The sequence below is a fragment of the Actinomadura chokoriensis genome (assembly GCF_039529475.1).
Classification (GTDB): Bacteria; Actinomycetota; Actinomycetes; order Streptosporangiales; family Streptosporangiaceae; genus Spirillospora; species Spirillospora bangladeshensis.
In genome coordinates this window covers 99,386-121,428 of the sequence record NZ_BAAAMW010000025.1, presented here as the reverse complement: position 1 = coordinate 121,428, position 22,043 = coordinate 99,386, and the positions used below count along the sequence as shown (strand labels likewise).

General features: G+C 73.4%; 20 protein-coding genes. 9 read left to right on the top strand and 11 right to left on the bottom strand.

The genetic code is table 11. From position 1 onward, the window contains the following. Positions 1–30 precede the first annotated feature (30 nt). Entirely contained in the window at positions 31–378 is a 348-nt protein-coding gene (locus ABFX46_RS35965; protein ID WP_131938971.1) for an STAS domain-containing protein, read from the bottom strand. 31 nt (positions 379–409) lie between these two features. Further along, the gene (locus ABFX46_RS35960) at positions 410–2,662 is read right to left on the bottom strand and encodes a SpoIIE family protein phosphatase (protein ID WP_346048429.1); all 2,253 of its coding nucleotides are present in this window, start codon (positions 2,660–2,662) and stop codon (positions 410–412) included. Positions 2,663–2,924: 262 nt separating this feature from the next. On the opposite strand from ABFX46_RS35960, the gene ABFX46_RS35955 reads away from it, so the two are divergent. Together ABFX46_RS35955 and ABFX46_RS35950 are read left to right on the top strand one after the other, a co-directional pair. After that, positions 2,925–7,148, top strand: a complete 4,224-nt coding sequence (locus ABFX46_RS35955) for a hybrid sensor histidine kinase/response regulator (protein ID WP_346048428.1) — start codon at positions 2,925–2,927, stop codon at positions 7,146–7,148. Between the two features lie 82 nt (positions 7,149–7,230). After that, positions 7,231–7,872: a response regulator gene (locus ABFX46_RS35950; protein WP_346048426.1), complete on the top strand. Its 642-nt coding sequence runs from the start codon at positions 7,231–7,233 to the stop codon at positions 7,870–7,872. Between the two features lie 54 nt (positions 7,873–7,926). Here ABFX46_RS35950 and gltX read toward each other — a convergent pair whose 3' ends face one another. After that, a complete protein-coding gene (gene gltX, locus ABFX46_RS35945) occupies positions 7,927–9,327 on the bottom strand; it encodes a glutamate--tRNA ligase (RefSeq protein ID WP_346048425.1) in 1,401 nt (466 codons plus the stop codon). A gap of 94 nt (positions 9,328–9,421) precedes the next feature. Further along, positions 9,422–10,018: a TIGR03086 family metal-binding protein gene (locus ABFX46_RS35940; protein ID WP_346048424.1), complete on the bottom strand. Its 597-nt coding sequence runs from the start codon at positions 10,016–10,018 to the stop codon at positions 9,422–9,424. A gap of 79 nt (positions 10,019–10,097) precedes the next feature. Here ABFX46_RS35940 and ABFX46_RS35935 point away from each other — a divergent pair, with 79 nt between their 5' ends. Next, positions 10,098–10,937: a DUF6597 domain-containing transcriptional factor gene (locus ABFX46_RS35935; protein WP_346048423.1), complete on the top strand. Its 840-nt coding sequence runs from the start codon at positions 10,098–10,100 to the stop codon at positions 10,935–10,937. After that, positions 10,934–11,581 (top strand): NUDIX hydrolase, encoded by a 648-nt coding sequence (locus ABFX46_RS35930; RefSeq protein WP_346048422.1) that lies wholly within the window; start codon positions 10,934–10,936, stop codon positions 11,579–11,581. The genes ABFX46_RS35935 and ABFX46_RS35930 overlap by 4 nt, the downstream gene beginning before the upstream one ends. Positions 11,582–11,584: 3 nt before the next feature. On the opposite strand, the gene ABFX46_RS35925 is transcribed toward ABFX46_RS35930, so the two are convergent. The 3 genes from ABFX46_RS35925 to ABFX46_RS35915 all read right to left on the bottom strand — a co-directional run bounded on the left by ABFX46_RS35925 (position 11,585) and on the right by ABFX46_RS35915 (position 14,045). Next, positions 11,585–12,346 (bottom strand): SDR family NAD(P)-dependent oxidoreductase, encoded by a 762-nt coding sequence (locus ABFX46_RS35925; protein ID WP_346048421.1) that lies wholly within the window; start codon positions 12,344–12,346, stop codon positions 11,585–11,587. Positions 12,347–12,430: 84 nt separating this feature from the next. Further along, positions 12,431–13,441 (bottom strand): methyltransferase, encoded by a 1,011-nt coding sequence (locus ABFX46_RS35920; protein WP_346048420.1) that lies wholly within the window; start codon positions 13,439–13,441, stop codon positions 12,431–12,433. Positions 13,442–13,544: 103 nt separating this feature from the next. Then, positions 13,545–14,045 (bottom strand): HAD domain-containing protein, encoded by a 501-nt coding sequence (locus ABFX46_RS35915; protein WP_346048419.1) that lies wholly within the window; start codon positions 14,043–14,045, stop codon positions 13,545–13,547. A gap of 93 nt (positions 14,046–14,138) precedes the next feature. Here ABFX46_RS35915 and ABFX46_RS35910 point away from each other — a divergent pair, with 93 nt between their 5' ends. Further along, complete coding sequence (locus tag ABFX46_RS35910; RefSeq protein ID WP_346048418.1) at positions 14,139–14,993, top strand: class II glutamine amidotransferase; 855 nt, start codon at positions 14,139–14,141, stop codon at positions 14,991–14,993. Positions 14,994–15,048: 55 nt separating this feature from the next. Continuing rightward, the gene (locus tag ABFX46_RS35905) at positions 15,049–15,861 is read left to right on the top strand and encodes a PIG-L family deacetylase (protein WP_346048417.1); all 813 of its coding nucleotides are present in this window, start codon (positions 15,049–15,051) and stop codon (positions 15,859–15,861) included. A gap of 361 nt (positions 15,862–16,222) precedes the next feature. Here ABFX46_RS35905 and ABFX46_RS35900 read toward each other — a convergent pair whose 3' ends face one another. Further along, positions 16,223–16,744, bottom strand: coding sequence for a GNAT family N-acetyltransferase (locus tag ABFX46_RS35900; protein WP_346048416.1), 522 nt, complete (start codon positions 16,742–16,744; stop codon positions 16,223–16,225). Positions 16,745–16,812: 68 nt separating this feature from the next. Between ABFX46_RS35900 and ABFX46_RS35895 the strand changes: the two genes are divergently transcribed. Continuing rightward, complete coding sequence (locus ABFX46_RS35895) at positions 16,813–17,892, top strand: amidohydrolase family protein (protein WP_346048415.1); 1,080 nt, start codon at positions 16,813–16,815, stop codon at positions 17,890–17,892. Here ABFX46_RS35895 and ABFX46_RS35890 read toward each other — a convergent pair. The 3 genes from ABFX46_RS35890 to ABFX46_RS35880 form a co-directional block, all read right to left on the bottom strand. Further along, positions 17,880–18,242, bottom strand: a complete 363-nt coding sequence (locus tag ABFX46_RS35890) for a VOC family protein (RefSeq protein ID WP_346048414.1) — start codon at positions 18,240–18,242, stop codon at positions 17,880–17,882. The genes ABFX46_RS35895 and ABFX46_RS35890 overlap by 13 nt on opposite strands. A gap of 85 nt (positions 18,243–18,327) precedes the next feature. Continuing rightward, positions 18,328–18,960: a TetR/AcrR family transcriptional regulator gene (locus tag ABFX46_RS35885; RefSeq protein ID WP_346048413.1), complete on the bottom strand. Its 633-nt coding sequence runs from the start codon at positions 18,958–18,960 to the stop codon at positions 18,328–18,330. Then, positions 18,953–20,245, bottom strand: coding sequence for an acyl-CoA dehydrogenase family protein (locus ABFX46_RS35880; protein WP_346048412.1), 1,293 nt, complete (start codon positions 20,243–20,245; stop codon positions 18,953–18,955). The genes ABFX46_RS35885 and ABFX46_RS35880 overlap by 8 nt, the downstream gene beginning before the upstream one ends. A 105-nt stretch (positions 20,246–20,350) precedes the next feature. Here ABFX46_RS35880 and ABFX46_RS35875 point away from each other — a divergent pair, with 105 nt between their 5' ends. Then, on the top strand, positions 20,351–21,418 hold the full coding sequence (locus ABFX46_RS35875; RefSeq protein WP_346048411.1) for a phosphotransferase family protein: 1,068 nt from the start codon (positions 20,351–20,353) through the stop codon (positions 21,416–21,418). Then, positions 21,418–21,966 (top strand): GNAT family N-acetyltransferase, encoded by a 549-nt coding sequence (locus ABFX46_RS35870; protein ID WP_346048410.1) that lies wholly within the window; start codon positions 21,418–21,420, stop codon positions 21,964–21,966. The genes ABFX46_RS35875 and ABFX46_RS35870 overlap by 1 nt, the downstream gene beginning before the upstream one ends. Positions 21,967–22,043: the final 77 nt, after the last annotated feature.

The window sequence follows — 22,043 nt, the reverse complement described above, 5'->3', positions numbered from 1 at the left end:
GGGTCGGTCACTCCGCCCGCTCGCCGTTCTTCATCGTGTCCCCTCACCGCCCATCGGTGCCTCCTCCGCCGGGCCCTCGATCAGGAACCGGTCGAGCCCGGTGGTGCGCAGCACGTTCTCGACCCGGCCGTAGGCGCCGGTGACGGTCAGCGTGGCGTTCTGGGCGCGCGCGTGCTTGTAGGCCCGGACGAGGACGTTCAGGCCGGAGGAGTCACAGAAGTCGACCGCCGCGAGGTCGACGACCACCGCCCGCTCGCCCGCGTCCACGAGCTCGGTCAGCCGAGTGCGCAGCTCTTCGGAGGAGTGCAGGTCGATGGAGCCGCGCGCGGCGATCGTCGCGCGGCCGTCCTGTCGTGTCGTGTGCAAGGCAAGCCCCACGCCACCCCACCTTACCGATTGTTGGTCTCCATCATGACGCCCGTAGAACGATGAGGGCAATGTCGTCGTTGGACGGCTCGGGCCCGAAGTCGCGCACGGCCCGCTGGATGCGGGCGGCGACGGCGCCCGCGCTCAGCCCGGTGCAGCCCGCGAGGAGCCGCTCCAGGCCGTCCCCGTCGCCGAGCAGCCGGTTCCCCGCGCGCCGCTCGGTGACGCCGTCGGTCACGCAGAGCAGGACCTCGCCGCGGCGCAGGTCGACGGTGTCGGTGTGGAACTCCACACCGTCGAACACGCCGAGCAGCGGCTGGGCCGTGGCCGCCTCGCGCACGCCGCCCTCCGGGTCGAGGACGAGCGGCAGCGGGTGCCCGGCGCTGGTCAGCCGGATCCGGACCCCGCCGGGGTTGCGGGCCGCGATCTCGCCGTGCAGGAGGGTGAGCAGCCGCCCCCGCTCCCCCTCGCCGAGGATGAGCCGGTTGAGCCGTGTGAGCACGGCCGGGACCGACATGTCCTCGGCGGCGAGGATGCGCAGCGCGTGCCGGGCGAGGCCGGTGACGGCGGCCGCCTCGGGGCCGGTGCCGCACACGTCGCCGATGGCGAACCGCCAGCGGGACGCGGCGGCCGGGCCGCCCTGGGCGGGGCCGCTCTCGAAGACGTCGTAGAAGTCGCCGCCGACCTCGCTGCCCTCCCCGGCGGGGTCGTACACCACCGCGACCTCCAGGCCGGGGATCTCCGGGATGCCGGGCGGCAGCAGGCTGCGCTGCAGGGCGCTGCTCATCGCGGTCTGCGCGGAGAACAGCCGCGCGTTGTCGACGGCGAGCGCGGCGCGGCGGCTGAGCTCCTCGGCGAGCTCGATGGCGCTGCGCGGGAAGCGGTCGCCGGGCGGGCGGCCGATGACGATGGTGCCGATGCGCCGGCCGCGGGCGATCAGCGGGAAGGCGTAGACCTGGTCGGCGGCGGTGTCGCCGGCGGCGGCCCGGACCTGCGGCGGGGCGGTGGCGAGCCCGTGCCACGGGCCGGGGCCCTCCATCGGCGGGGCGGCGCCGGCGTGCTCCAGCAGCTCGCGGAGCCCGTCGGCGCGGTTCTCGTCGGCGTGCCACACGTAGGCGAGCCGGTCGGGCTCGGCCTCGGTGACGGTGTAGACGGCGCACCAGGTGGCCAGGCGCGGGACGACGAGCTGGGCGACCAGGGCCATCGTGCGCTCCTGGTCGAGGGTGCCGGCGAGCAGGTCGCTGGCCTCGGCGACGAAGCTGAGCCAGCCGCGCCAGGACCGTTCCAACTCCCCCACCCTGGCCTTCTCCAGGGAGAGCGACATCTCGTCGGCGAGGCGCCCGAGCCGCGCGCCGTCGGCCTCGTCGAAGCGGCCGGGCACGGACGAGACGGCCACGACGACGCCGGTGAGGCGGCCCTGGGACTCCAGCGGCGCGGCGGCCAGGGAGCGCGCGTGCAGGGCCGTGGCGGTCGGGTCGGCGCCGGAGGCCACCCAGGGCGAGCCGGCGCGGGCGGCGGGGCCGAGCCCGGCCACCGACAGCTCGCCGAGCGGCAGTTCGGCGGCGGTGCCGGCGGACGAGCCCATGATCATGCGGCCGTCGCGCTCGGTGAGCAGGACGGCGGCGCCCTCGGCGCCGAGGGTCTCGCGGACGGTGGCGACGCCGTCCTCCATGGCCTCGACGGCGGCCGGGGAGCGCAGCAGCCGGTCTCCGGCGACGGGGACGTCGCCCACGTCGCCGCCGATGCCGCCCTCGCGGCCCTGCGCGGCGGCGCCGTCGCGGGCCTGGTCGCCGCGGTCGCGCGCGGCGCGCTCGCGGGCGGCGCGCTCGCGGGGGCCGCGTGCGGCGGGGCCGGCGGCCTCGGACCCGGCCGTGGCGGTGTCCTGACCGGCGGCGGCCCCCGGTTCGGCGGCCTCGGCCGCGCCCGGCCGGGGCAGGCGGAACCAGACGCCCTTGGTGCGGCGGTCGTAGGACACGCCCCAGGACGCGGCGAGCCGCGCGATCGACGGCAGCCCACGCCCGCTGGAGGCGGTGACGCCCGGCATCTCGATGCCGCGGGTGGGGTGCCGGTCGCGGACCTCGATCTTGATGTCGCCGTCCTCGAGCCGGCAGGAGACCTCGAAGGACGTCCCGGCGTAGGCGATCGCGTTGGTGGCGAGTTCGCTGGTGGCGAGAACGGCGTCGTCGGACGCCTCGTCGACGCCCCAGTCGGCCAGCACCTTCCGGACGAACCGGCGCGCGTCCGCCACCGCTGCGGCGGTGGACGGGAAGGTGGCCGAGGCCGTCTGCCGATCCAACCGTCATCCCTTGTTCGAAGCGTCACTGTCCGGGCCGGGGCCCGCCGTGGCACGACAGACCGTAACACGAAGACTACAAGCGCGGATGCACGGTAATCGACGTCTGTGCACGGCCGGGCCCGCGAACGGGCCCCGCCGCGGCCCGGCGACGTAGAGTACAGGTGCGGCCGGAAGCGGGCCCAGGGAAACCGGAACAGGGGCCTGGAGAAGGAGTCCGTGGTATCCGGATGTTCGTCGATCGCGGGCCAGGAGGATGAAGAGAATGCCGCGTACCGCGTCACGTGCCCGTCCCAACGGGTACCGCGACACCACCCCGCGCTACAGCGACGCCGATCTCGCGCCGCTGCTGAAGGCGCTCGTCGCCGTGCGGGACGGCAGGGCGAGGGACGAGCTGGACGTGCCGGGCGAGGGCGCCGTGGCCGAGGCCGCGGCGATCCTGGAGGAGATCCGGCAGAACGGGCAGGACCTGGCCGCGGGGCTGAGCCGCGTCCGGCAGGAGATCGGCCGGGAGGGGAAGCTGCGCGGGCGGCTGACGCCGGGCACGCTGCGCGGCACCTGGGCGACGGCCGCCGAGGACGCCAACGCGATCATCGACAAGCTCACCGACCTGGCCACCGGGATGCACCAGGTGGTCGAGGCGGTGGCGGCCGGCGACCTGAGCCGGCGGGTGGAGCTGCGGGTGCGCGGCAGGCCCATGCGCGGCGAGCTGCTGCGGATGGCCAAGTCGGTCAACGGCATGGTGGAGCTGCTCGACCAGTTCACCTGGGAGGTCACCCAGTTCGCCCGCGAGGTCGGCACGGAGGGGCGGCTCGGCGGGCAGGCCCCGGCGCGCGGCATGACGGGCCGCTGGCGGGACGTGACGGCGTCGGTGAACGTGATGGCGTCGCGGCTGACGTCGCAGGTCCGCGATATCGCCGAGGTCACCACGGCGGTGGTGAAGGGCGACCTGACCCGCAAGGTGACAGTGGAGGCCAGCGGTGAGCTGCAGGAGCTGAAGCTCACCGTGAACACGATGGTCGACCAGCTGTCGGCGTTCGCCGACGAGGTCACCCGCGTCGCCCGCGAGGTCGGCACCGAGGGCCAGCTCGGCGGGCAGGCCCACGTCCGCGGCGTCAGCGGCGTCTGGAAGGACCTGACCGACAACGTCAACGCGATGGCGAACAACCTGACCAACCAGGTCCGCAACATCGCCCAGGTCACCACCGCGGTCGCCGACGGCGACCTCGGCAAGAAGATCACGGTCGACGCGCAGGGCGAGATCCTGCAGCTCAAGAACACGCTGAACACGATGGTCGACACCCTGTCGGCGTTCGCGGACGAGGTCACCCGCGTGGCCCGCGAGGTCGGCACGGAGGGCCGCCTCGGCGGCCAGGCGCGGGTCCCGGGCGTGAGCGGCGTCTGGAAGGACCTGACCAACAACGTCAACGGCATGGCGTCCAACCTGACCTACCAGGTCCGCAACATCGCCCAGGTCACCACGGCCGTCGCCGAGGGCGATCTCGGCAAGAAGATCACGGTGGACGCGCAGGGCGAGATCCTGGAGCTGAAGGACACCGTGAACGGGATGGTCGACACGCTCTCGGCGTTCGCGTCCGAGGTGACGCGCGTCGCCCGCGAGGTCGGCACCGAGGGCCGCCTCGGCGGCCAGGCGGTCGTGCCCGGCGCCGGCGGGGTCTGGCTTGACCTCACCGACAACGTCAACGCGATGGCGAACAACCTGACCAACCAGGTGCGCGGGATCGCCCAGGTGACGACCGCGGTGGCGCAGGGCGACCTGACGCGCAAGATCGAGGTGGACGCGCGGGGCGAGATCCTCCAGCTCAAGGACACCCTGAACACGATGGTCGACACGCTGTCGTCGTTCGCGTCCGAGGTCAGCCGGGTCGCCCGCGAGGTCGGCACCGAGGGCCGCCTCGGCGGCCAGGCGCTGGTGCCCGGCGCCGGCGGCATGTGGAAGGACCTCACCGACAACGTCAACGGCATGGCGTCCAACCTGACCTACCAGGTCCGCAACATCTCGCAGGTGGCGACCGCGGTCGCGACCGGCGACCTGACGCGTCGCATCGACGTCGACGCGCAGGGCGAGATCCTGGAGCTGAAGACGACGCTGAACACGATGGTGGACACGCTGTCGTCGTTCGCGTCCGAGGTCACCCGCGTCGCCCGCGAGGTCGGCAGCGAGGGGCGCCTCGGCGGGCAGGCCGAGGTCGAGGGCGTGTCCGGCACCTGGAAGCGGCTGACCGAGAGCGTCAACGAGCTGGCCGGGAACCTGACCACGCAGGTCCGCGCGATCGGCGAGGTCGCGAGCGCGGTCGCCAGCGGCGACCTGACCCGGACGATCACGGTGGAGGCGCGCGGCGAGGTCGCCGAGCTGTCCGACAACGTCAACCTGATGGTCGCGACGCTCCGCGAGACCACCCGCGCCACCGAGGAGCAGGACTGGCTCAAGACCAACCTGGCGCGGATCGGCGGGCTCATGCAGGGCCACCGGGACCTGCTGCAGGTCGCCGAGCTGATCATGCGGGAGCTGACCCCGACGGCCAGCGCCCAGTACGGCGCGTTCTACCTCGCCGAGAAGGCGGGCGACGAGCCCGAGCTGGTGCTGATCGCCGGGTACGGGACGCGGCGCAGCCGCACCGGCGCGGTCCGGTTCGCGCTGGGCGAGGGCCTGGTCGGGCAGGCGGCGCAGGAGCGCCGGCCGCTGCTGATCGCGGACGCGCCGGCCGACTACGTCAGGATCGGGTCGGGCCTCGGCGAGGCGTCCCCGGTCAACATCATCGTGCTGCCGATCGTGTTCGAGGACGAGGTGCTGGGCGCGATCGAGCTGGCCTCCTTCGGCCGGTTCACCGACGTCCACCTGGCGTTCTTCAGCCAGCTGATCGAGACGATCGGGGTGACGCTGAACGCGATCCGCGCGAACGCGCGGACCGAGGCGCTGCTCGGCGAGTCGCAGCGGCTCGCGCAGGAGCTGCAGGAGCGCTCGGACGAGCTGCAGCGCCAGCAGGGCGAGCTGCGGCACTCCAACACCGAACTGGAGGAGAAGGCGGCGCTGCTGGCCCAGCAGAACCGCGCGATCGAGATCCAGAACTTCCAGATCGAGCAGGCCCGGCGGACGCTGGAGGAGCGCGCCGAGCAGCTGGCGATCTCCTCGCGGTACAAGTCGGAGTTCCTGGCGAACATGTCGCACGAGCTGCGCACGCCGCTGAACAGCCTGCTGGTGCTGGCCAAGCTGCTGTCGGAGAACCAGAGCGGGAACCTCACCGACAAGCAGGTGGAGTTCGCGCGGACGATCCACGAGTCCGGCACCGACCTGCTGGAGCTGATCAACGACATCCTGGACCTGGCGAAGGTCGAGGCGGGGAAGATGGAGGCGCACCCGCAGCGGCTGTCGGTGTCGGGGCTGGTCGACTACGTGGACGCGACGTTCCGCCCGCTGTCGGTCGACAAGGGGCTGCAGTTCGGGGTGGAGGTCGCGCCGGACGTCCCGGGCACGCTGAACACCGACGAGCAGCGGCTGCAGCAGGTGCTGCGGAACCTGCTGTCGAACGCGGTGAAGTTCACCGCCGAGGGCGAGGTGCGGCTGCTGATCGAGCGGGCCGGCGACATCGACTTCACGCTCCCCGCGCTGTGGAACACCCCGGACGTGATCGCGTTCCGGGTGATCGACACCGGGATCGGGGTCAGCGCCGACAAGCTGCAGGAGATCTTCGAGCCGTTCCAGCAGGCCGACGGGACCACCAGCCGCCGCTACGGCGGCACCGGCCTCGGCCTGTCGATCAGCCGGAACATCGCGCGGCTGCTCGGCGGGGAGATCCATGCCGAGAGCCAGCCGGGCCGCGGCAGCGTGTTCACGCTGTACCTGCCGGCCCAGTACAACGAGCGCGAGGACCGGCGGCGCCCGGCCCCGTCCGAGGAGGCGGCCGCCGCGCCGGACGGCGCGCTCGCGATGGGCGGCGAGCGGGCGGGCGGCCGCGCGGGGCGTGCCCTGCCGGCCGCGGAGAACGGTCTGCCGGTCGAGCAGCGCCCGCCGGCGACCGAGCCCGAGCCGGCGCTGAACGGCATGGTCGAGGAGCCGCCGGCCGACTTCCTGGACACCGCGCTGTCGGGCCGCAAGGTCCTGATCGTCGACGACGACGTCCGGAACGTGTTCGCGCTCACCAGCGTCCTGGAGGGCTACGGGATGGAGGTCCTCTACGCCGAGGACGGGCAGGCCGGGATCGACGTCCTGCACCGCAACCCGGACGTGGCCGTCGTGCTGATGGACGTCATGATGCCGGGCCTGGACGGCTACGCGACCACGGCCGCCATCAGGGAGATGCCGCAGTTCGCCGACTTGCCGATCATCGTCATCACGGCCAAGGTGATGAAGGGCGACCGCGAGAAGAGCCTCGACTCCGGCGCGTCGGACTATGTGCCGAAGCCCGTGGACGTGGACCATCTCCTTGACGTCATGAGGAACTGGCTGCAACCCTCCATCGTCCGCTGAGGAGAGGAGACGCCCGGGCAGTAGGGTCGCCGTGGGAGGCGTTCTGCCGTCGATGGCGGGGACCGGAATCGGAGAGGCGCGCGTGGACGACAAGGCGAAGATCCTGCTCGTGGACGACCGCGAGGAGAACCTGATCGCGCTGGAGGCCATCCTCAGCTCGCTCGATCAGGACCTCGTCCGGGCACGGTCCGGTGAGGACGCGCTGAAGGCCCTGCTGACCGACGAGTACGCGGTCATCCTGCTGGACGTCGTCATGCCCGGCATGGACGGGTTCGAGACGGCCCGCGACATCAAGCGCCGCAAGAAGACGCGGGACCTGCCGATCATCTTCCTCACGGCGGTGAACAGCGATCCCGACTACGCGTTCCGCGGCTACGCGGCGGGCGCGGTCGACTTCATCTCCAAGCCGTTCGACCCGTGGGTGCTGCGCGCCAAGGTGTCGGTGTTCGTGGAGCTGCACACCAAGAACAAGCAGCTCCGCGACCAGACGGTCCTGCTGCGCGAGCAGGCCGCGCTGCTGCGCGAGCAGGAGAAGCGCCTGGACGAGCAGCCCGGCCCGGACGCGTTCGAGGAGGCCAGGGCCCGGCTGGAGGCGGTGGAGGAGCAGGCCGGGGCGGTCGGCAAGCACGTCCCGCCGGCCCGCCGCGACGAGTTCGAGGAGCTGACCCGCCGCCTCGGCGACCTGCGCCGGGCGCTGACCGGCGAAGACCCCGCCTCGTCCTGACCCGGCCCGCGGACCGCGCCCGACCCGGAGGGCCGGGCGCGGTCCACGAGAGGCTCAGGCCGACGCTTCGAGGCGCGCCCGCGCCGCCGCGATGCGGGCGAGGGTGCGGTCGCGGCCGAGGATCTCCAGGGACTCGAACAGCGGCAGGCCGACGGTGCGGCCGGTGACGGCGACGCGGACGGGCGCCTGCGTCTTGCCGAGCTTGAGGCCGTGCTCGGTGCCGATGCGCTCCAGCCGGTCCTTCAGCTCGGCGGCGTTCCAGGGGGCGTCCCGGTAGGCGGCCTCGGCGGCGGCGAGGATCGCGGCGGCCGGCTCCTTCATCGCCTTGTTCCAGGACTGCTCGTCGGACGGCGGCTCGTCCAGGAACGCGAAGTCGATCATCTGGACGATCTCCGACAGCAGCGCGACCCGGGTCTGGGCGAGCGGCGCCAGCTCGGCGAACACCGCGACGTCCACGTCGAACGGGGCCTGCTCCAGAAAGGGCAGGCATTCGGCGATGAACTTCTCGACGGGCAGCGCGCGGATGTACTCGCCGTTGAACGAGCGGAGCTTCTTCTCGTCGAAGAAGGCGGGCGAGGAGTTGACGTCCTCGATGCGGAACTCGTCGACGATCACGTCCCAGGGGACGATCTCGCGGTCGCCGGACGGGGCCCAGCCGAGCAGCATCAGGTAGTTGCGCATGGCCTCGGCGAGGTAGCCCTCGGCGCGGTAGTCCTCCAGCGCGACCTTGTCGCGGCGCTTGGACAGCTTCTGCCGCTTCTCGTTGACGATGACGGGGACGTGCGCCCAGACGGGCGGCTCGCCGCCGAGCGCCTCCCACAGCAGTTGCTGCTTGGGCGCGTTGGACAGGTGCTCCTCGCCGCGCACCACGTGGGTGATGCCCTGGCTCATGTCGTCGACGGCGTTGGCCAGCAGGAACGTGACCGAGCCGTCGGCGCGGGCGATGACGAAGTCCTCCAGGACGGCGTTCTCGAAGACGGGCTTGCCGCGCAGCAGGTCGACGACGGTGGTCTGGCCCTCGTCGGGGGTGCGGAAGCGGAGGGCGCGTCCGGGGCCGGGCTCCAGGCCGCGGTCGCGGCAGAACCCGTCGTAGCCCTTGTGCTGGTCGCCGGTGCGGGCGACGATCGCCTCGCGGCCGCAGTCGCAGTAGTAGGCGCGGCCGTCGTCCTTGAGCCGCTGGACGGCGTCGGCGTGCTTGTCGGCGTTGGCGGACTGGAAGTAGGGGCCTTCGTACTGCTCGCCGTCCATGCCGAGCCAGGCGAGGGCGCGGATGATGCCCTCGGTCCATTCGGGGCTGTTGCGGGAGGCGTCGGTGTCCTCGATGCGCAGCACCAGCGTCCCGCCCGACTGGGCGGCCATCACCCAGTTGAACAGCGCCGAGCGGGCGCCGCCGACATGGAACATGCCGGTGGGTGACGGGGCGAAGCGTACGCGGATCGAAGAACTCGAAGACATGCCCCCAAGGGTAGAGCGCGCGGGCCCCCGCTCGCGCCGGGACCCGCGCGCCGCGGCGGGATTCGGGGCCGCCCCCGATCCGGCCCGGCCCGGGTCAGGGCTTCCAGTGCGGGTCGCGGCCGGCCGCGCCGAGGACCCGGTCGAGCAGGGGCGCGTCCTCCGGCACGGGCACCTCGGCGCCGAACACCCCGTACTGGCGGCTCATCTCCGCCATCGGGACGACCTGCTCCCACGCGCCCCGCACCACCTCCGGCGGCATGCCGGGGTCGCGGCCGATGGCGGCGGCGAGGTCCCAGCCGTGGACGACGCTCTCGACGAAGAGGATCCCGGCGATGAACCCGGCGGGCATGCCGTCGGGGTTGCCGGTGAGGCTGGTACTGCCCTCCCAGGCCGCGGGGTCCTGCCAGGCCTCGGCGGTCGTGCGGGCCTGCTCCCCGAACCGCTCGGCCCATCCCGGTTCGGCGGTGAAGTCGTGGTCCTCCCCCGGACCGGTGACCGGCGCCCGGTGCGCGGCGGCCTCGCCCCGCCCGCTCCACAGGATCAGGTGGTTGACCAGGCCCCGCACGTCCCAGTCGGGGCACGGGGTGGGCGCGTCCATCTTCTCTGCGGGGATCTCCATGACGATCCGCCCGGCGGCCTCCGCGGCGGGGAGCATCAGGTTCCGGATATCCATGATCTTTGCCTCGCTCATCTGTTCGAACTCACGGTCCACGCTAGGACGGTCCCGCGGCGCGGGTCTTGAAGAAACGCGACACCGCTAGCCTGGGCGGATGGACCGATCCCTTCCCGGCGGGACGCGGGGCATCCTGCGGGCGCGGGAGGCGCTGGAGCGCTTCCGGGTGGAGCGGATCGCCCCTCCCCCGGCGCTCGCCCCCTTCGTGGACAACTTCTGGGTGCTGCGCTGGGACCTGCGCGGCAAGGCCCCGCACCGCCAGCAGGTGCTCACGCGGCCGTCCGTCCACATGACGTTCACGAGCTACCTGACCGGCGGGGCGACGCGGGCGCGGATCGTCGGCGTGGTGCGGGACGACTTCGTCGAGGAGATCCACGACGAGGGCCGCGTGGTCGGCGTCGCCTTCCGGCCGGGCGGGTTCCGGCCCTTCACGGACACCGCCGTCTCCAAGCTGACCGGCCGGTTCGCGGGCGTCGACGAGGTGTTCGGCGCGGCGGGCCTCGCGCTCGCCGGCGAGATCTTCGCGCTGGCCGACGCCGGGGAGGCGGTCGGGCGGCTGGAGGCGTTCCTCACCGGGCTGGCGCCCGAACCCGATCCGGCGGCCGAGCGGGCCGCCGCGATCGTCGGGCGGATCGCGGCGCGGCCGGGCCTCGTCCGGGTGGACGAGCTGGCCGCCGATGTCGGGCTCGGCACGCGCGCGCTGCAGCGCCTCTTCCAGGAGTACGTCGGGATCGGCCCCAAGTGGGTGATCCGGCGGTTCCGGATGCAGGAGGCCGCCGAGCGGGCCGCGTCCGGCGCCGGCGAGGACTGGGCCCGGCTGGCCGCCGAACTGGGCTACGCCGACCAGGCGCACTTCACCCGCGACTTCACCGCGGCGGTGGGGATGCCGCCCGCGCGGTACGCCCGCGAGGCGGGCCCTGGCAGTATCGATGCATGACCGCCCCCCTCGACCCCCTCGACGACCCCCTTGACGACCTGGACGCCTTCCGGACGGTGGCGGCCGGCCGGCTCGGCTCGTTCGCGTACACGTCCGTGCCCGACGCGCCCGGCCTGCGCCGGGCCGGGGTCGTGCTGTGCGCGGTGCGGCACGGCGGCGTTCCCGCCGTCATCCTGATCAAGCGCGCCTACCGGGGGCGGAACGCGGGCCAGTGGGGGCTGCCGGGCGGGCGCATGGAGGACGGCGAGACGCCCGAGGACGCGGCGCTGCGGGAGCTGCACGAGGAGATCGGGCTGGCCGCCGGATCGGCCGACGTCCTCGGCCGGCTGGACGACTTCCCGGCCAGCTCGGGCTTCGCGATCACGCCGGTCGTGGTGGCGCTGGAGGATCCCGGGCCGCTCCTGCCGAACCCGGACGAGGTCCACTCCGTCCACCACGCGAGCCTGCGGCGGCTGGCGGCCGACGACACGCCGCGGTGGGTCCCGCAGCCGGACGGCGGCAGCCTCCTGCAGATGCGGCTCGGGCCGAACTGGCGCGTCCACGCGCCGACCGGCGCGATGCTGTGGCAGTTCCGGGAGGTGGTGCTGCTCGGGCGGCAGGTCAGGGTCGCCGACTTCCTCCAGCCCGACTGGACGCGCCACTGACCGTCAGAACGTCCCGCCGTCCACGACGACGCGCTGCCCGGTGACGTAGGACGCGCCGTCCGAGACGAGGAACCGGACCACGTCGGCGACCTCCTCGGGCGAGCACACGTGCCCGTAGGGCGACACGGCGTCCTGCTGGCGGATGTCCTCGACGCCGGCCGTGGCGCGCACGAGGCGGCGCCCCATGTCGGTGTCGACGAGGCCGGGCGCGACCACGTTGACGTGCATGCCGTTGCCGCGCTCCTCCTTGGCCAGGACCCCCGCCAGCGCCTCCATGGCCGCCTTGCCCATCGCGTAGGGGCCGCCGAACGCCGGCATGAGGTCGGTGATCACGCTGGACACGAACACGATGTCGCTGCGCTCGGCGCGGCGCAGCAGCGGCAGCAGCACCCGGCTGACGTGGTGGGGCCCGAACGCGTGCACGCGCAAGACCCGCTCCAGCTCGGCGGGATCGGTGTCGGCGACGCTGTTGCCGCGGCTGGCGATCCCGGCGCTGTGCACGAGGATGTCCAGCGCGCCCAGTTCCGCCTCCACCTGCGCGGGCAGGCGCTCGCACTCGTCCGCGCTGTCGACCGAGACCTGGAACGCGCGGCCGCGCACGCCGGCGGCCTCGATGTCGGCGACGGTCTTGCGGGCTGCCTCCTCGTCCCGCCGGTAGGCGATGCCCACCGACGCCCCGTCCGCGGCCAGGGCGAGCGCGACGGCCCGCCCGATCCCGCGGCCGCCTCCGGTGACCAGGGCGGTACGGCCGGCGAGAGGACTCATGGGGCACTCCTTCGTCAGGGGACGCTGACAACGGTCCCATCCTGCACGTTCACGGCCCTCCGCAGGAAGCGCCCCCGGCGCCCGCTACCTCCCGGGCCCCGCCTCGATGACGTGGTACGCCGAGGGAGGCAGCGGCCCGGTGAACGAGACCCCGGTGAAGCCGGCCGCGTCCAGCAGGTCGCGGAAACCGGCCTCGGTGCGCTCGCACCCGCCCGTCGCGACGAGCATGTTGAGGTCGTTGCGGACGATCCCCGCCGTCTCGGGCGTGACCATCTCCGGCATCACCTGCTCCAGGATCACCAGCCGGGCGTCCGGGCGCATCGCCCGGCGGACGTTCCGCAGGATCGCGGCGGCCTTCTCGTCGTTCCAGTCGTGCAGGACGCTCTTGAGGACGTAGGCGTCCGCACCCTCGGGCACGGACGCGAAGAAGTCGCCCGGGACGATCTCGACCCGTCCGGCGGCGTCACCGAGCGTCCCGGCCGCGGCGGCGAGGCCGGCGGGCAGGTCGAACAGCAGGCCGCGCACGCTCCCGTGCGCGCGCAGGATCGCGGCGAGCAGCGTGCCGTCGCCGCCGCCGAGGTCGGCGACCGTCCCGTAGCGGGAGAAGTCGTGGGCCCCGATGAACCCGGGCGCCACCGCGCGGGTGTGCTCGGCCATCGCCTCGTTGAACGTCGCCGACAGCTCCGGGTCGGACGCGAAGGACTCGAACGACGTCCTGCCGGTCACGCGTTTCCACGCGTACTCCCCGGTGCGCACGGTCTCGGCCATGTCGCCCCACGACCGCCACACGTCGGGGCCGCAGAACAGCCTGATCAGCGCGCGGACCGAGTCGGGCGCGCCAGTGCGGAGCCGGCGCCCCTCGGCGGTCAGCGCGAACAGGTCCCGCTCGCGCTGCTCCACGGCGCCGAGGGTGGCGAGGCCCCGCAGCAGCCGGTGGAGGGACGGCGCGTGCGCGCCGATCTCCTTCGCCAGGTCCTCGCTCGATCTCGGCCCGTCCGCCAGCGCGTCGGCCAGCCCCAGCTCGGCGGCCACGTGGACGATCTGCGCCGGCATGTATCCGAAGGCCAGGTCCATCAGCGGTGATCTCGACATCATCGGCTCCCCTCGTCGTCGCCGCCGACGCTACGGAGCCCCGCCGCACGCCGTCTTGGACGAATGAAACCTCCGCGCCCGTCCGTCGAAGGGCGGGGCGCCCCGGTCAGCGGGCGAGGGCGCGGAGCCAGGTCGCGGCGATGTCGAGGTGCTCGTCGGTCAGCCCGGTCAGCGGGTCGATCTCCACGAGCAGGTGCTCGGCGACGCCGGGCTCGCCGGCGATGCACTCGGTGGCGTCGGGCTCGTCCTCGAACCAGACGAACGGGCGGCTCTCCGCCCACGCGGCCACGTGGCGGGCCTTCCACGCGCCGAGCGAGCGGCCCTCCTCGCTGCCGGGGTACTGCGGGATGGGGACGAAGGGCAGTTCCGGCAGCCCGACCCTCGGAGCGATCCAATCGTTGGCGTTGCCGCACCAGTAGCTCGCCCAGGCCAGTTCCGCCCCGGTCGACTCGGCGAGTTCCAGCAGGGCCGGGCCGTGCGCCCGGTTGAGCCACAGCCGGAACGTCCTGCCGTCCGGCGAGCACCTATGCCGCTTGAAACCGCTGTGGGGCCTTTCGAAGGGATTGAGAACTCCGTCCACGTCCAGCAGCACCACAGGCGACCCCATACACCGGACGGTACGTCATGGAGGCCCCGCCGTAGAAGGCCCTTTCCCGGGTGCCCGAGTCATAGAGGGCGCCCGGGTGGGCATCCTCCAGTCATGTGCCGCCTCTTCGGTATGACGACCGGCAGTGCGCGCGTCCGCGCCACGTTCTGGCTGCTGGACGCGCCGCTCAGCCTCAGCCTGCAGAGCCGCCGCATGCCCGACGGGACGGGGCTCGGCTGGTTCTCGCTCGGCGAGGAGCCCGTCCGCGACCGCGCGCCCATCGCCGCGTTCAAGGACGCCGACTTCAACGCCGAGGCGCGCAACGTCGTCTCCCACACCTACGTCTCCCACGTCCGCTACGCCTCGACGGGCGCGGTCGACGTGCACAACTCGCACCCGTTCGTCATGGACGACCGGCTGTTCGCCCACAACGGCGTGGTGCGCGACCTCGACGTCCTCGACTCGTGGCTCACCGACGTCGACCGGGCGCTGATGCAGGGCGAGACCGACTCCGAGATGGTCTTCGCCTACATCACGGCGGAGATCCGGCGGCACGGCGACACCACCGCCGGGCTGATCGCGGCCGTCCGGCGCATCGCCGCCGAGCTGCCCGTCTTCGCCCTCAACGTGCTGCTGGCCGAGTCGGGCCGGCTGTGGGCGCTGCGCTATCCGGAGACACACGAGCTGTGGGTGCACTGGCCGCGGCTGGGCGAGCCCGGCGACACCCGGCATCTGGACTCCGACCGCGAGCCCGGCCACGTGCGGGTCGCCTCGCACCGGGAGGCGTGCTCCGCGCACGTGGTGGCCAGCGAGCGCATGGACGACGACCCCGGCTGGCGGCTCCTCGCGCCGGGCGAGCTGCTCGTGGTGGACGGCGCGAACGCGGCCTCGCAGTTCCCGTTCGACCCGCCCGCGCGGCCGCTGACGCTCGCCGACCTCTCCCCGGCGGAGTCGACGTCCCAGACCTGATCAACCCCGGGATCGGGGACGTAGGGTGGACGGCCGAACCCTTTGAGGAGCCCGGATGACGCACGAACTCACGCTGATGGCCGTCCACGCCCACCCGGACGACGAGGTCCTCGGAACCGGCGGGCTGCTCGCCCGCAGCGCCGCCGAGGGCGTCCGGACGGTCCTGGTCACCTGCACCAACGGGGAGCAGGGCGACGACTCCGGCGGAGTGAAGCCCGGCGAGCCCGGCCACGACGCCGAGGAGGTCGCGCGGCGCCGCCTCGCCGAGCTGCGCGAGTCGGCCGCCCTGCTCGACATCGGCCACGTGGAGCTGCTCGGCTACCGCGACTCCGGCATGGACGGCTGGGCGGCCAACGACGACCCGCGCGCGTTCGCGAACATCCCGCTCGACGAGTCCGCCGGGCGGCTCGCCGAGCTGATGGAGCGCTACCGCCCGCAGGTCGTCGTCACCTACGACGAGAACGGCGGCTACGGGCACCCCGACCACATCCGGGCGCACCGCATCGCGCTGGCCGCGGCCGAGAAGAGCGGCGTGCCGGACAAGCTGTACTACACCGCCATTCCCCGCTCGGGCATCAAGCAGATGTTCGACGCCGTCCGGGAGTCGGGCGTGGAGATCGACTTCGACCCGCCGGACGACTTCGGCACCCCCGACGAGCTGATCACCAGCGTGGTCGACGTGTCCGCGCACGTGGACGCCAAGCGCAAGGCCCTGGAGGCGCACGCCAGCCAGGGCGAGAACATCTTCCTGCTGCGCATGCCGGAGGAGATGCAGCGGGCGGCGTTCTCGTTCGAGGCGTTCGTCCGCCACTTCTGCCGTGTCGAGGCCCCCGGCAAGGAGGAGGACCTCTTCGCGGGCCTCAGGTAGCGCGCCGCTGCGCCCGGGAGTGGTCGAGGACGTACCAGCAGGTACCCCGGCCCGTTCCAGGCGCAGCACCAGGCGCGGCCTGGCCCCGGCCACTCGTCGCGCGGCGGTACGCGTTGTCTGTGACAGTTCGGCCCGTCGCCCGGCCCGCTCGTGCAGCGGGAGGGACAGCGCGTACGACGCGAGCCTGGTGAGCGGCATCGGCCCCAGGTCGGCCTCGACGCCCCCGCCCTGCATGCGCAGCCGCTCCGGCCGCGTCATCCGGTGCTCGATGCGCTCCTGGAACACCTCGCACCGAAGTCCCGCGGCCGGCTCCCGAACCGTAACACCGGGCCCGGTCCCGCGGCCTTCCGATAACGGCGGATCAGCGGCCGCCGGTCGCGGCGGGGTCGATGGCCCAATGGTTCGCCCGCAGGGCCCTGCCGGCGAACACGACCTCTTCCTCCGCGACGAAGGTGAAGCCGAGGGAGCGGCATATGCCGTTGGACGGGCCGTTCGCCGGCGCCGGGAACGCGTGGACGAGGCCCCAGCGGCCGTCGTCGCCGGCGGCTTCGAGGAGCGTGCGGACGGCGTGCTTGGCGACGCCCCGGCCCTGCCATTCGGGCAGGACCATCCACCCGATCTCGGAGAATGCCTCGCCGTCCCCGGCATGGGACCAGAGCGACACCGTCCCGGCGACCGCGGCGCCGTCGCCGGCGGGGACGATCATCTTGATCCAGGACCTGTCGGCCTCGGCGTCGGCGACATCGCGGGCGACCTTGGCGGCCATGCCCTCCGGCGGCAGCGGGCCGCCGAGTTCGGCCATCATGACCGGATCGCAGCGCATCCGGATATAGGCGTCGAGGTCGCCGGGGCGGACGTCCCGCAGGTTCAGCGCCGGATTCATGGTCCTCGATCATTCCAAATGATCGCGGCGTCTTCCGGCGGGCCGGACATGGTCCTAGATTCGACGCCATGGCGGGGTGGCGGATCGAGGGCGTGTTCCTGCCCGACGGACGGGCGGGTGCCGGCGGGATCGACGAGCGGGGGCGGTGGACGACGGCGCCGCCGGACGGCGGCGAGCCGGTCCCCGGGCGGTTCTTCCTGCCCGGCCTGGTCGACGCCCACTGCCACCTGACCGTGGGCACCGGCTCGGACGGCTGGCCGCGCCCGCTCAGCTTCGGCGAGGCCCGCGCGAACCTGCACGCCGCGCGGGAGGCGGGGATCACGGTCGTCCGGGATCTCGGCAGCCCCGGCAGCATGACGCTGCGGCTGCTGGAGGACCCGGAGGGCGTGGGCCTGATGGCCTGCGGGCGCTTCCTGGCGCCGGAGGGCCAGTACTTCCCCGCGCTGCACTCGCCGGTGTCGCCGGACGGGCTGATCGAGGCGGCGCTGGCGGAGATCGGCGCCGGAGCGCGCTGGGTGAAGCTGATCGGCGACTTCCCGCTGATGGAGAGCGGTGCGCTGCGGCCGAGCGACGCGGTCCCGACGTACTCGGTGGACGACGTCCGGAGGCTGGTGAGCGCCGTCCACGAGGCCGGGGCGAGGGTGGCGGCGCACACCACCACCGCGTTCGCGGGCGCGCTGGTCGCCGCGGGCGTCGACTCGATCGAGCACGGCGACGGCATGAGCGAGGCGGACATGGCGGCGCTGGCGGAGACGGGCGGGGCCTGGACGCCGACGCTGTGCGCCGCGCTCGCGCCGCGTCCCGGCGAGGACGCCGAGCGCCGGGAGCGGCGCCTGCGGCAGCGGGAGCGGACGGCCGCCCTGCTGCGCGTCGCCGACCGGCGCGGGGTGCGGATCCTGGCCGGCACGGACGTCGTCGGCAGCGTCCCCGAGGAGGTCGCGCTGCTCGTCGAGCTCGGGCTGCCGCCGGAGAAGGCGCTGGCCGCGGCGAGCACCGCCGCCTGCGAGTTCCTCGGCGTGTCGGGGCTGCGGCCGGGGCTGCCGGCCAACCTCGTGGCCTACCGGGACGACCCGCGCGACGATCCCGGGGTCCTGGCGCGTCCGGCCGCGGTGTTCGTGGCCGGGCGGCGCGTCGTTCAGGGCCGGTAGGTCCCGAAGTACCACTCGTTGCCGTCGGGGTCGCGGGCCGCGTAGTCGCGGGAGCCGTAGTCCTGGTCGGTGAGCGGGCGGATGATCTCGGCGCCCGCCGCCCTCGCGCGGTCGTGGTGGGCGTCCGGGTCGTCGACGGCGACGTAGACGGCCGCCGCCGGGGTCTCGGCCGCGCCGAGCATGACGATGCCGGTGTCGAACACCAGCTCGGCGTGGACGATGTTCCCGGCGTCGTCCTTGTGGGCCGCGATCTCGGTGAAGCCGAACGCCTCCTCCAGCCACGCCATCGTCCGCGCCGGGTCGGCGGCCCTGATCAGCGGGTAGAAGGTGCGGCGGATCTCGCTCGTCATGTCGTCCTCCCTGTGACGTCGGCGGCGGGGTGAGACATGCCCAGTCTGCGGCGGGCGGACCCGCGCGTCTTGGACGAATGGCACCTCAGCGGCGCGCGGCGTCGCGTTCGGCGGCGAGGCGGCGGGTCTCGGGCGAGACCGGGGCGCCGAGGATCGCGGCGACGACGTCGACCAGGTAGCTGGTGAACAGGCGGTCGTCGGTGCGGGGGCCCGAGCGGGCGCGGCGGGCGAGCTCGATCGACGCGTACAGGATGGCGGTGAAGCGGCGGTGCAGGCGTGCCGCGTCCTCCTCCAGGAGCGGCTCGACGAGGGCCCGCCACCGGCACAGGCTGTCGCGCGGGTCATCGAGCACGGCGACGGGGACGATCGGGTCGGGGCGGTTCACCGCGTCCGCCCAGATCTGCAGGTAGGCGCGGCCCGACGGGTCGCCGAGGCGCGCGGCGAGGGGGCGGACGAGGGCGGCGGCCAGCGGCCGGACGCCCGGCTCGCCGTCCTCGTAGGCGTCGAGCAGGGCGTGCCGGCGGGCCTCCACGTCGGGGGCGTGCCGGGCGAAGATCGCGCGGAGGATCCCGGCGCGGTCCCCGAAGTGGTACTGGACGGCCGTGGCGTTGCGGGCGCCGGCCTCCTGGAGGATCTCCCGGAGGCTGACGGCGTCCACGCCGCGCGCGGCGTAGAGGGCCTCGGCGGCGTCCAGTAGCCGTTCGCGGGTGTCACTCATCGCCGATCGCGAGCTCCAGGGCCTCGGCGAAGCGCTCGCGGGCCGCCTCCCGCAGGGTCGGCAGGTGCTGGGACGGCCACAGGCCCTCGACCGGCTCGGCATCGCGCAGCAGCTGCCGCGCGACGGTGATCTTGTGGACCTCGGTGGGGCCGTCGGCGATGCCGAGCGCCTCGGCGGCGAGCAGCATGCCCGCGAACGGCATCTCGTTGGAGACGCCGAGCGCGCCGTGCAGGTGCATCGCGCGCTGCACGACGTCGTGGTAGACCTTCGGCATCGCGGCCTTCACGGCGGCGATGTCCTTGCGGACCTTCTTGTAGTCCTTGTGCTTGTCGATCAGCCAGGCGGTGCGCAGCACGAGCAGCCGGAACTGCTCGATCTCGATCCAGCTGTCGGCGATCTTCTCGCGGGTCATCTGCATCTTGGCGAGCGGCCCGAACCGGGTCTCCCGGGACACCGCCCGTTCCAGCATCATGTCGAACGCCCGGCGGACCTGCGCGATCGTCCGCATCGCGTGGTGGATGCGGCCGCCGCCGAGCCGGGTCTGCGCGATGGCGAACGCGCCGCCCTCGTCGCCGAGGAGGTTCTCGGCCGGGACGCGGACGTCCTCGTAGCGCAGGTAGCCGTGCGAGCCCTCGCGCTCGCCGCCGACGCCGACGTTGCGGACGGTGGTCAGGCCCGGCGCGTCGGCCGGCACGATGAACATCGACATGCCCTGGTAGGCCGACACGTCGGGGTTCGTCACGGCCATCACGATCAGGAAGGTCGCGTGGCGGGCGTTCGAGGAGAACCACTTCTCGCCGTTGACGACCCAGCCGTCGCCGTCCCGGACGGCGCGGGTGGTGAACAGCGTGGGGTCGGCTCCCCCGTGCGGCTCGGTCATCGAGTAGGACGAGGAGATCTCGCCGTCCAGCAGGGGCCGCAGGTAGCGCTCCTTCTGCCCGGGCGTGCCGAAGTGGGCGATGATCTCCGCGTTGCCGGAGTCGGGCGCCTGGCACCCGAACACCGACGGCGCCCACCGGGAGCGTCCGAGGATCTCGTTCAGCAGCGCCAGCTTCACCTGGCCGTACCCCTGCCCGCCGAGCTCGGGGCCGAGATGACACGCCCACAGCCCCTTCTCGCGCACCCGGTCCTGCAGCGGGCGGACGAGCCGCTTGTAGCGGGGGTCGTCCTTGTCGTACGGGCTGCCGAGGACGAGGTCGAGCGGCTCGACCTCGTCCCGGACGAAGGCGTCCGCCCAGTCGAGGAGTTCCTGGTAGTCGGGGTCGGTCTCGAAGTCCCAAGCCATCGCGAGCCTCCTGCGTCGTCTCCCCCGATAATCGGCACACCTCAGTAAGTAATGCAAGTGCATGACTGTTACTCTCCGGGTGACCTTGTCGGAAAGGGACCCGCCGTGCAGCCTGAGCAGATCGACCGCGCCCTCGTGGACTTCGACGTCCTCGCCGGGTGGATGGACGGCCGGGACCTGCCGGGCGGCCCGTTCGAGGACGTCCGGTCCCTCGCGGGCGGCACGCAGAACACGCTGATCCGGTTCTCCCGGGGCGGCCGCGACTACGTGCTGCGGCGCGGGCCGGCCCATCTGCGCGCGCGGACGAACGACGTCCTGCGCCGCGAGGCCCGGGTGCTGGCGGCGCTCGACGGCACCGACGTCCCGGCGCCGCGCCTCATCGCGGCCTGCCCGGACGAGTCGGTGCTGGGCGGCGCCGTCTTCTACCTGATGACGCCGGTCGAGGGCTTCAACGCCACGGTCGCGCTCCCCGGGAAGCACGCCGGCGACGCGTCCGTCCGGCGGGAGATGGGCCTGAACGCCGCACGCGCGCTGTCGGCGCTGGGCGCGGTCGACCACGAGGCCGTCGGCCTGGGCGACTTCGGCAAGCCGGAGGGGTTCCTGGAGCGGCAGGTGGGCCGCTGGATGTCCGAACTCGACTCCTACGGCGTGCTCGACGGCTACCCGGGCCCCGACATCCCCGGCCTGGACGACGTCGCCCGCTGGCTGGAGGACAACCGCCCCAAGGTGTGGCGGCCGGGGATCCTGCACGGCGACTACCACCTGGCCAACCTGATGTACTCCTTCGACGGCCCCGAGGTCGCCGCGATCGTCGACTGGGAGATGTGCACGATCGGCGACCCGCTGCTCGACCTCGGCTGGCTGCTGGCCACCTGGCCGGACCGCGACGACCAGAGCGCCGCGCTGGCCGGCCCGCTGGGCGCGGCGGGCGGCCTGCCCACGGCGGACGAACTGGTCGCGACCTACGCCGAACGCTCCGGCGCCGTCGCCGGACGCGACCTGTCGTCCATCACGTGGTACGCGGTGCTCGCCTGCTTCAAGCTCGGCATCGTCCTGGAGGGCACGCACGCCCGCGCGTTCGCCGGGAAGGCCCCGAAGGAGACCGGCGACCTGCTGCACGCGATCACCCTGGGCCTGTTCCAGCGCGCCCACGGCTTCATCGGGTCGTCGTGATGGAGATCCGCAGGGGCGGCGCGGGCGACGCGCCGCTGATGCTCGCGATGCTGGACGGCGCGGTGGCCTGGCTCGCCGCGAACGGCCGGACGGGGCAGTGGGGCAGCGAGCCCTGGTCGCTCGACCCGGCCCGGGTCGAGCGGATCAGCGGCATCGCCCGCGACGACGAGATCTGGGTCGCCGAGGTGGACGGCCGTCCCGCCGGGGCCATGGCGGTCTCCTCCCGCCCGCCGCGCTACATCGACCCGGTCGACGAGCCCGAGCTCTACATCACGCTGCTGGTGACCGACCGCGCGTTCGCCGGGCACGGGGTGGGCGGCGCGCTCATCGCCAAGGCGAAGGACGAGGCGCGCGTGAAGGGCGCCGGCCTCCTGCGCGTCGACTGCTACCGCGGCGGCGACCGGCGGCTCGTCGAGTACTACCGGCGCCACGGCTTCGAGCCCGCCGCGGAGTTCTCGGTCGGCGACTGGCCGGGGCAGCTGCTGTCGCAACAGGTGAAGCCCGCGATGCTTGAAAATCCGGGCGGCCGGACGCAGCCTGGAGAGTGACCGGCGCGAACGGGGCAGTCGGTGACGCCCTTACGCCGCACGGACGGCGACCGAGCCGCTCGCCCCGTTCCGCCGGT

Coding starts and splice junctions, on each gene's coding strand:
- ABFX46_RS35935 (WP_346048423.1), top strand. CDS start 10,098: ATGGACCGATCCCTTCCCGGCGGGACGCGGGGCATCCTGCGGGCGCGG.
- ABFX46_RS35870 (WP_346048410.1), top strand. CDS start 21,418: ATGGAGATCCGCAGGGGCGGCGCGGGCGACGCGCCGCTGATGCTCGCG.
- ABFX46_RS35940 (WP_346048424.1), bottom strand. CDS start 10,018: ATGAGCGAGGCAAAGATCATGGATATCCGGAACCTGATGCTCCCCGCC.
- ABFX46_RS35885 (WP_346048413.1), bottom strand. CDS start 18,960: ATGAGTGACACCCGCGAACGGCTACTGGACGCCGCCGAGGCCCTCTAC.
- ABFX46_RS35910 (WP_346048418.1), top strand. CDS start 14,139: ATGTGCCGCCTCTTCGGTATGACGACCGGCAGTGCGCGCGTCCGCGCC.
- ABFX46_RS35900 (WP_346048416.1), bottom strand. CDS start 16,744: ATGAATCCGGCGCTGAACCTGCGGGACGTCCGCCCCGGCGACCTCGAC.
- ABFX46_RS35925 (WP_346048421.1), bottom strand. CDS start 12,346: ATGAGTCCTCTCGCCGGCCGTACCGCCCTGGTCACCGGAGGCGGCCGC.
- ABFX46_RS35880 (WP_346048412.1), bottom strand. CDS start 20,245: ATGGCTTGGGACTTCGAGACCGACCCCGACTACCAGGAACTCCTCGAC.
- ABFX46_RS35905 (WP_346048417.1), top strand. CDS start 15,049: ATGACGCACGAACTCACGCTGATGGCCGTCCACGCCCACCCGGACGAC.
- ABFX46_RS35895 (WP_346048415.1), top strand. CDS start 16,813: ATGGCGGGGTGGCGGATCGAGGGCGTGTTCCTGCCCGACGGACGGGCG.
- gltX (WP_346048425.1), bottom strand. CDS start 9,327: ATGTCTTCGAGTTCTTCGATCCGCGTACGCTTCGCCCCGTCACCCACC.
- ABFX46_RS35915 (WP_346048419.1), bottom strand. CDS start 14,045: ATGGGGTCGCCTGTGGTGCTGCTGGACGTGGACGGAGTTCTCAATCCC.
- ABFX46_RS35890 (WP_346048414.1), bottom strand. CDS start 18,242: ATGACGAGCGAGATCCGCCGCACCTTCTACCCGCTGATCAGGGCCGCC.
- ABFX46_RS35920 (WP_346048420.1), bottom strand. CDS start 13,441: ATGATGTCGAGATCACCGCTGATGGACCTGGCCTTCGGATACATGCCG.
- ABFX46_RS35930 (WP_346048422.1), top strand. CDS start 10,934: ATGACCGCCCCCCTCGACCCCCTCGACGACCCCCTTGACGACCTGGAC.
- ABFX46_RS35955 (WP_346048428.1), top strand. CDS start 2,925: ATGCCGCGTACCGCGTCACGTGCCCGTCCCAACGGGTACCGCGACACC.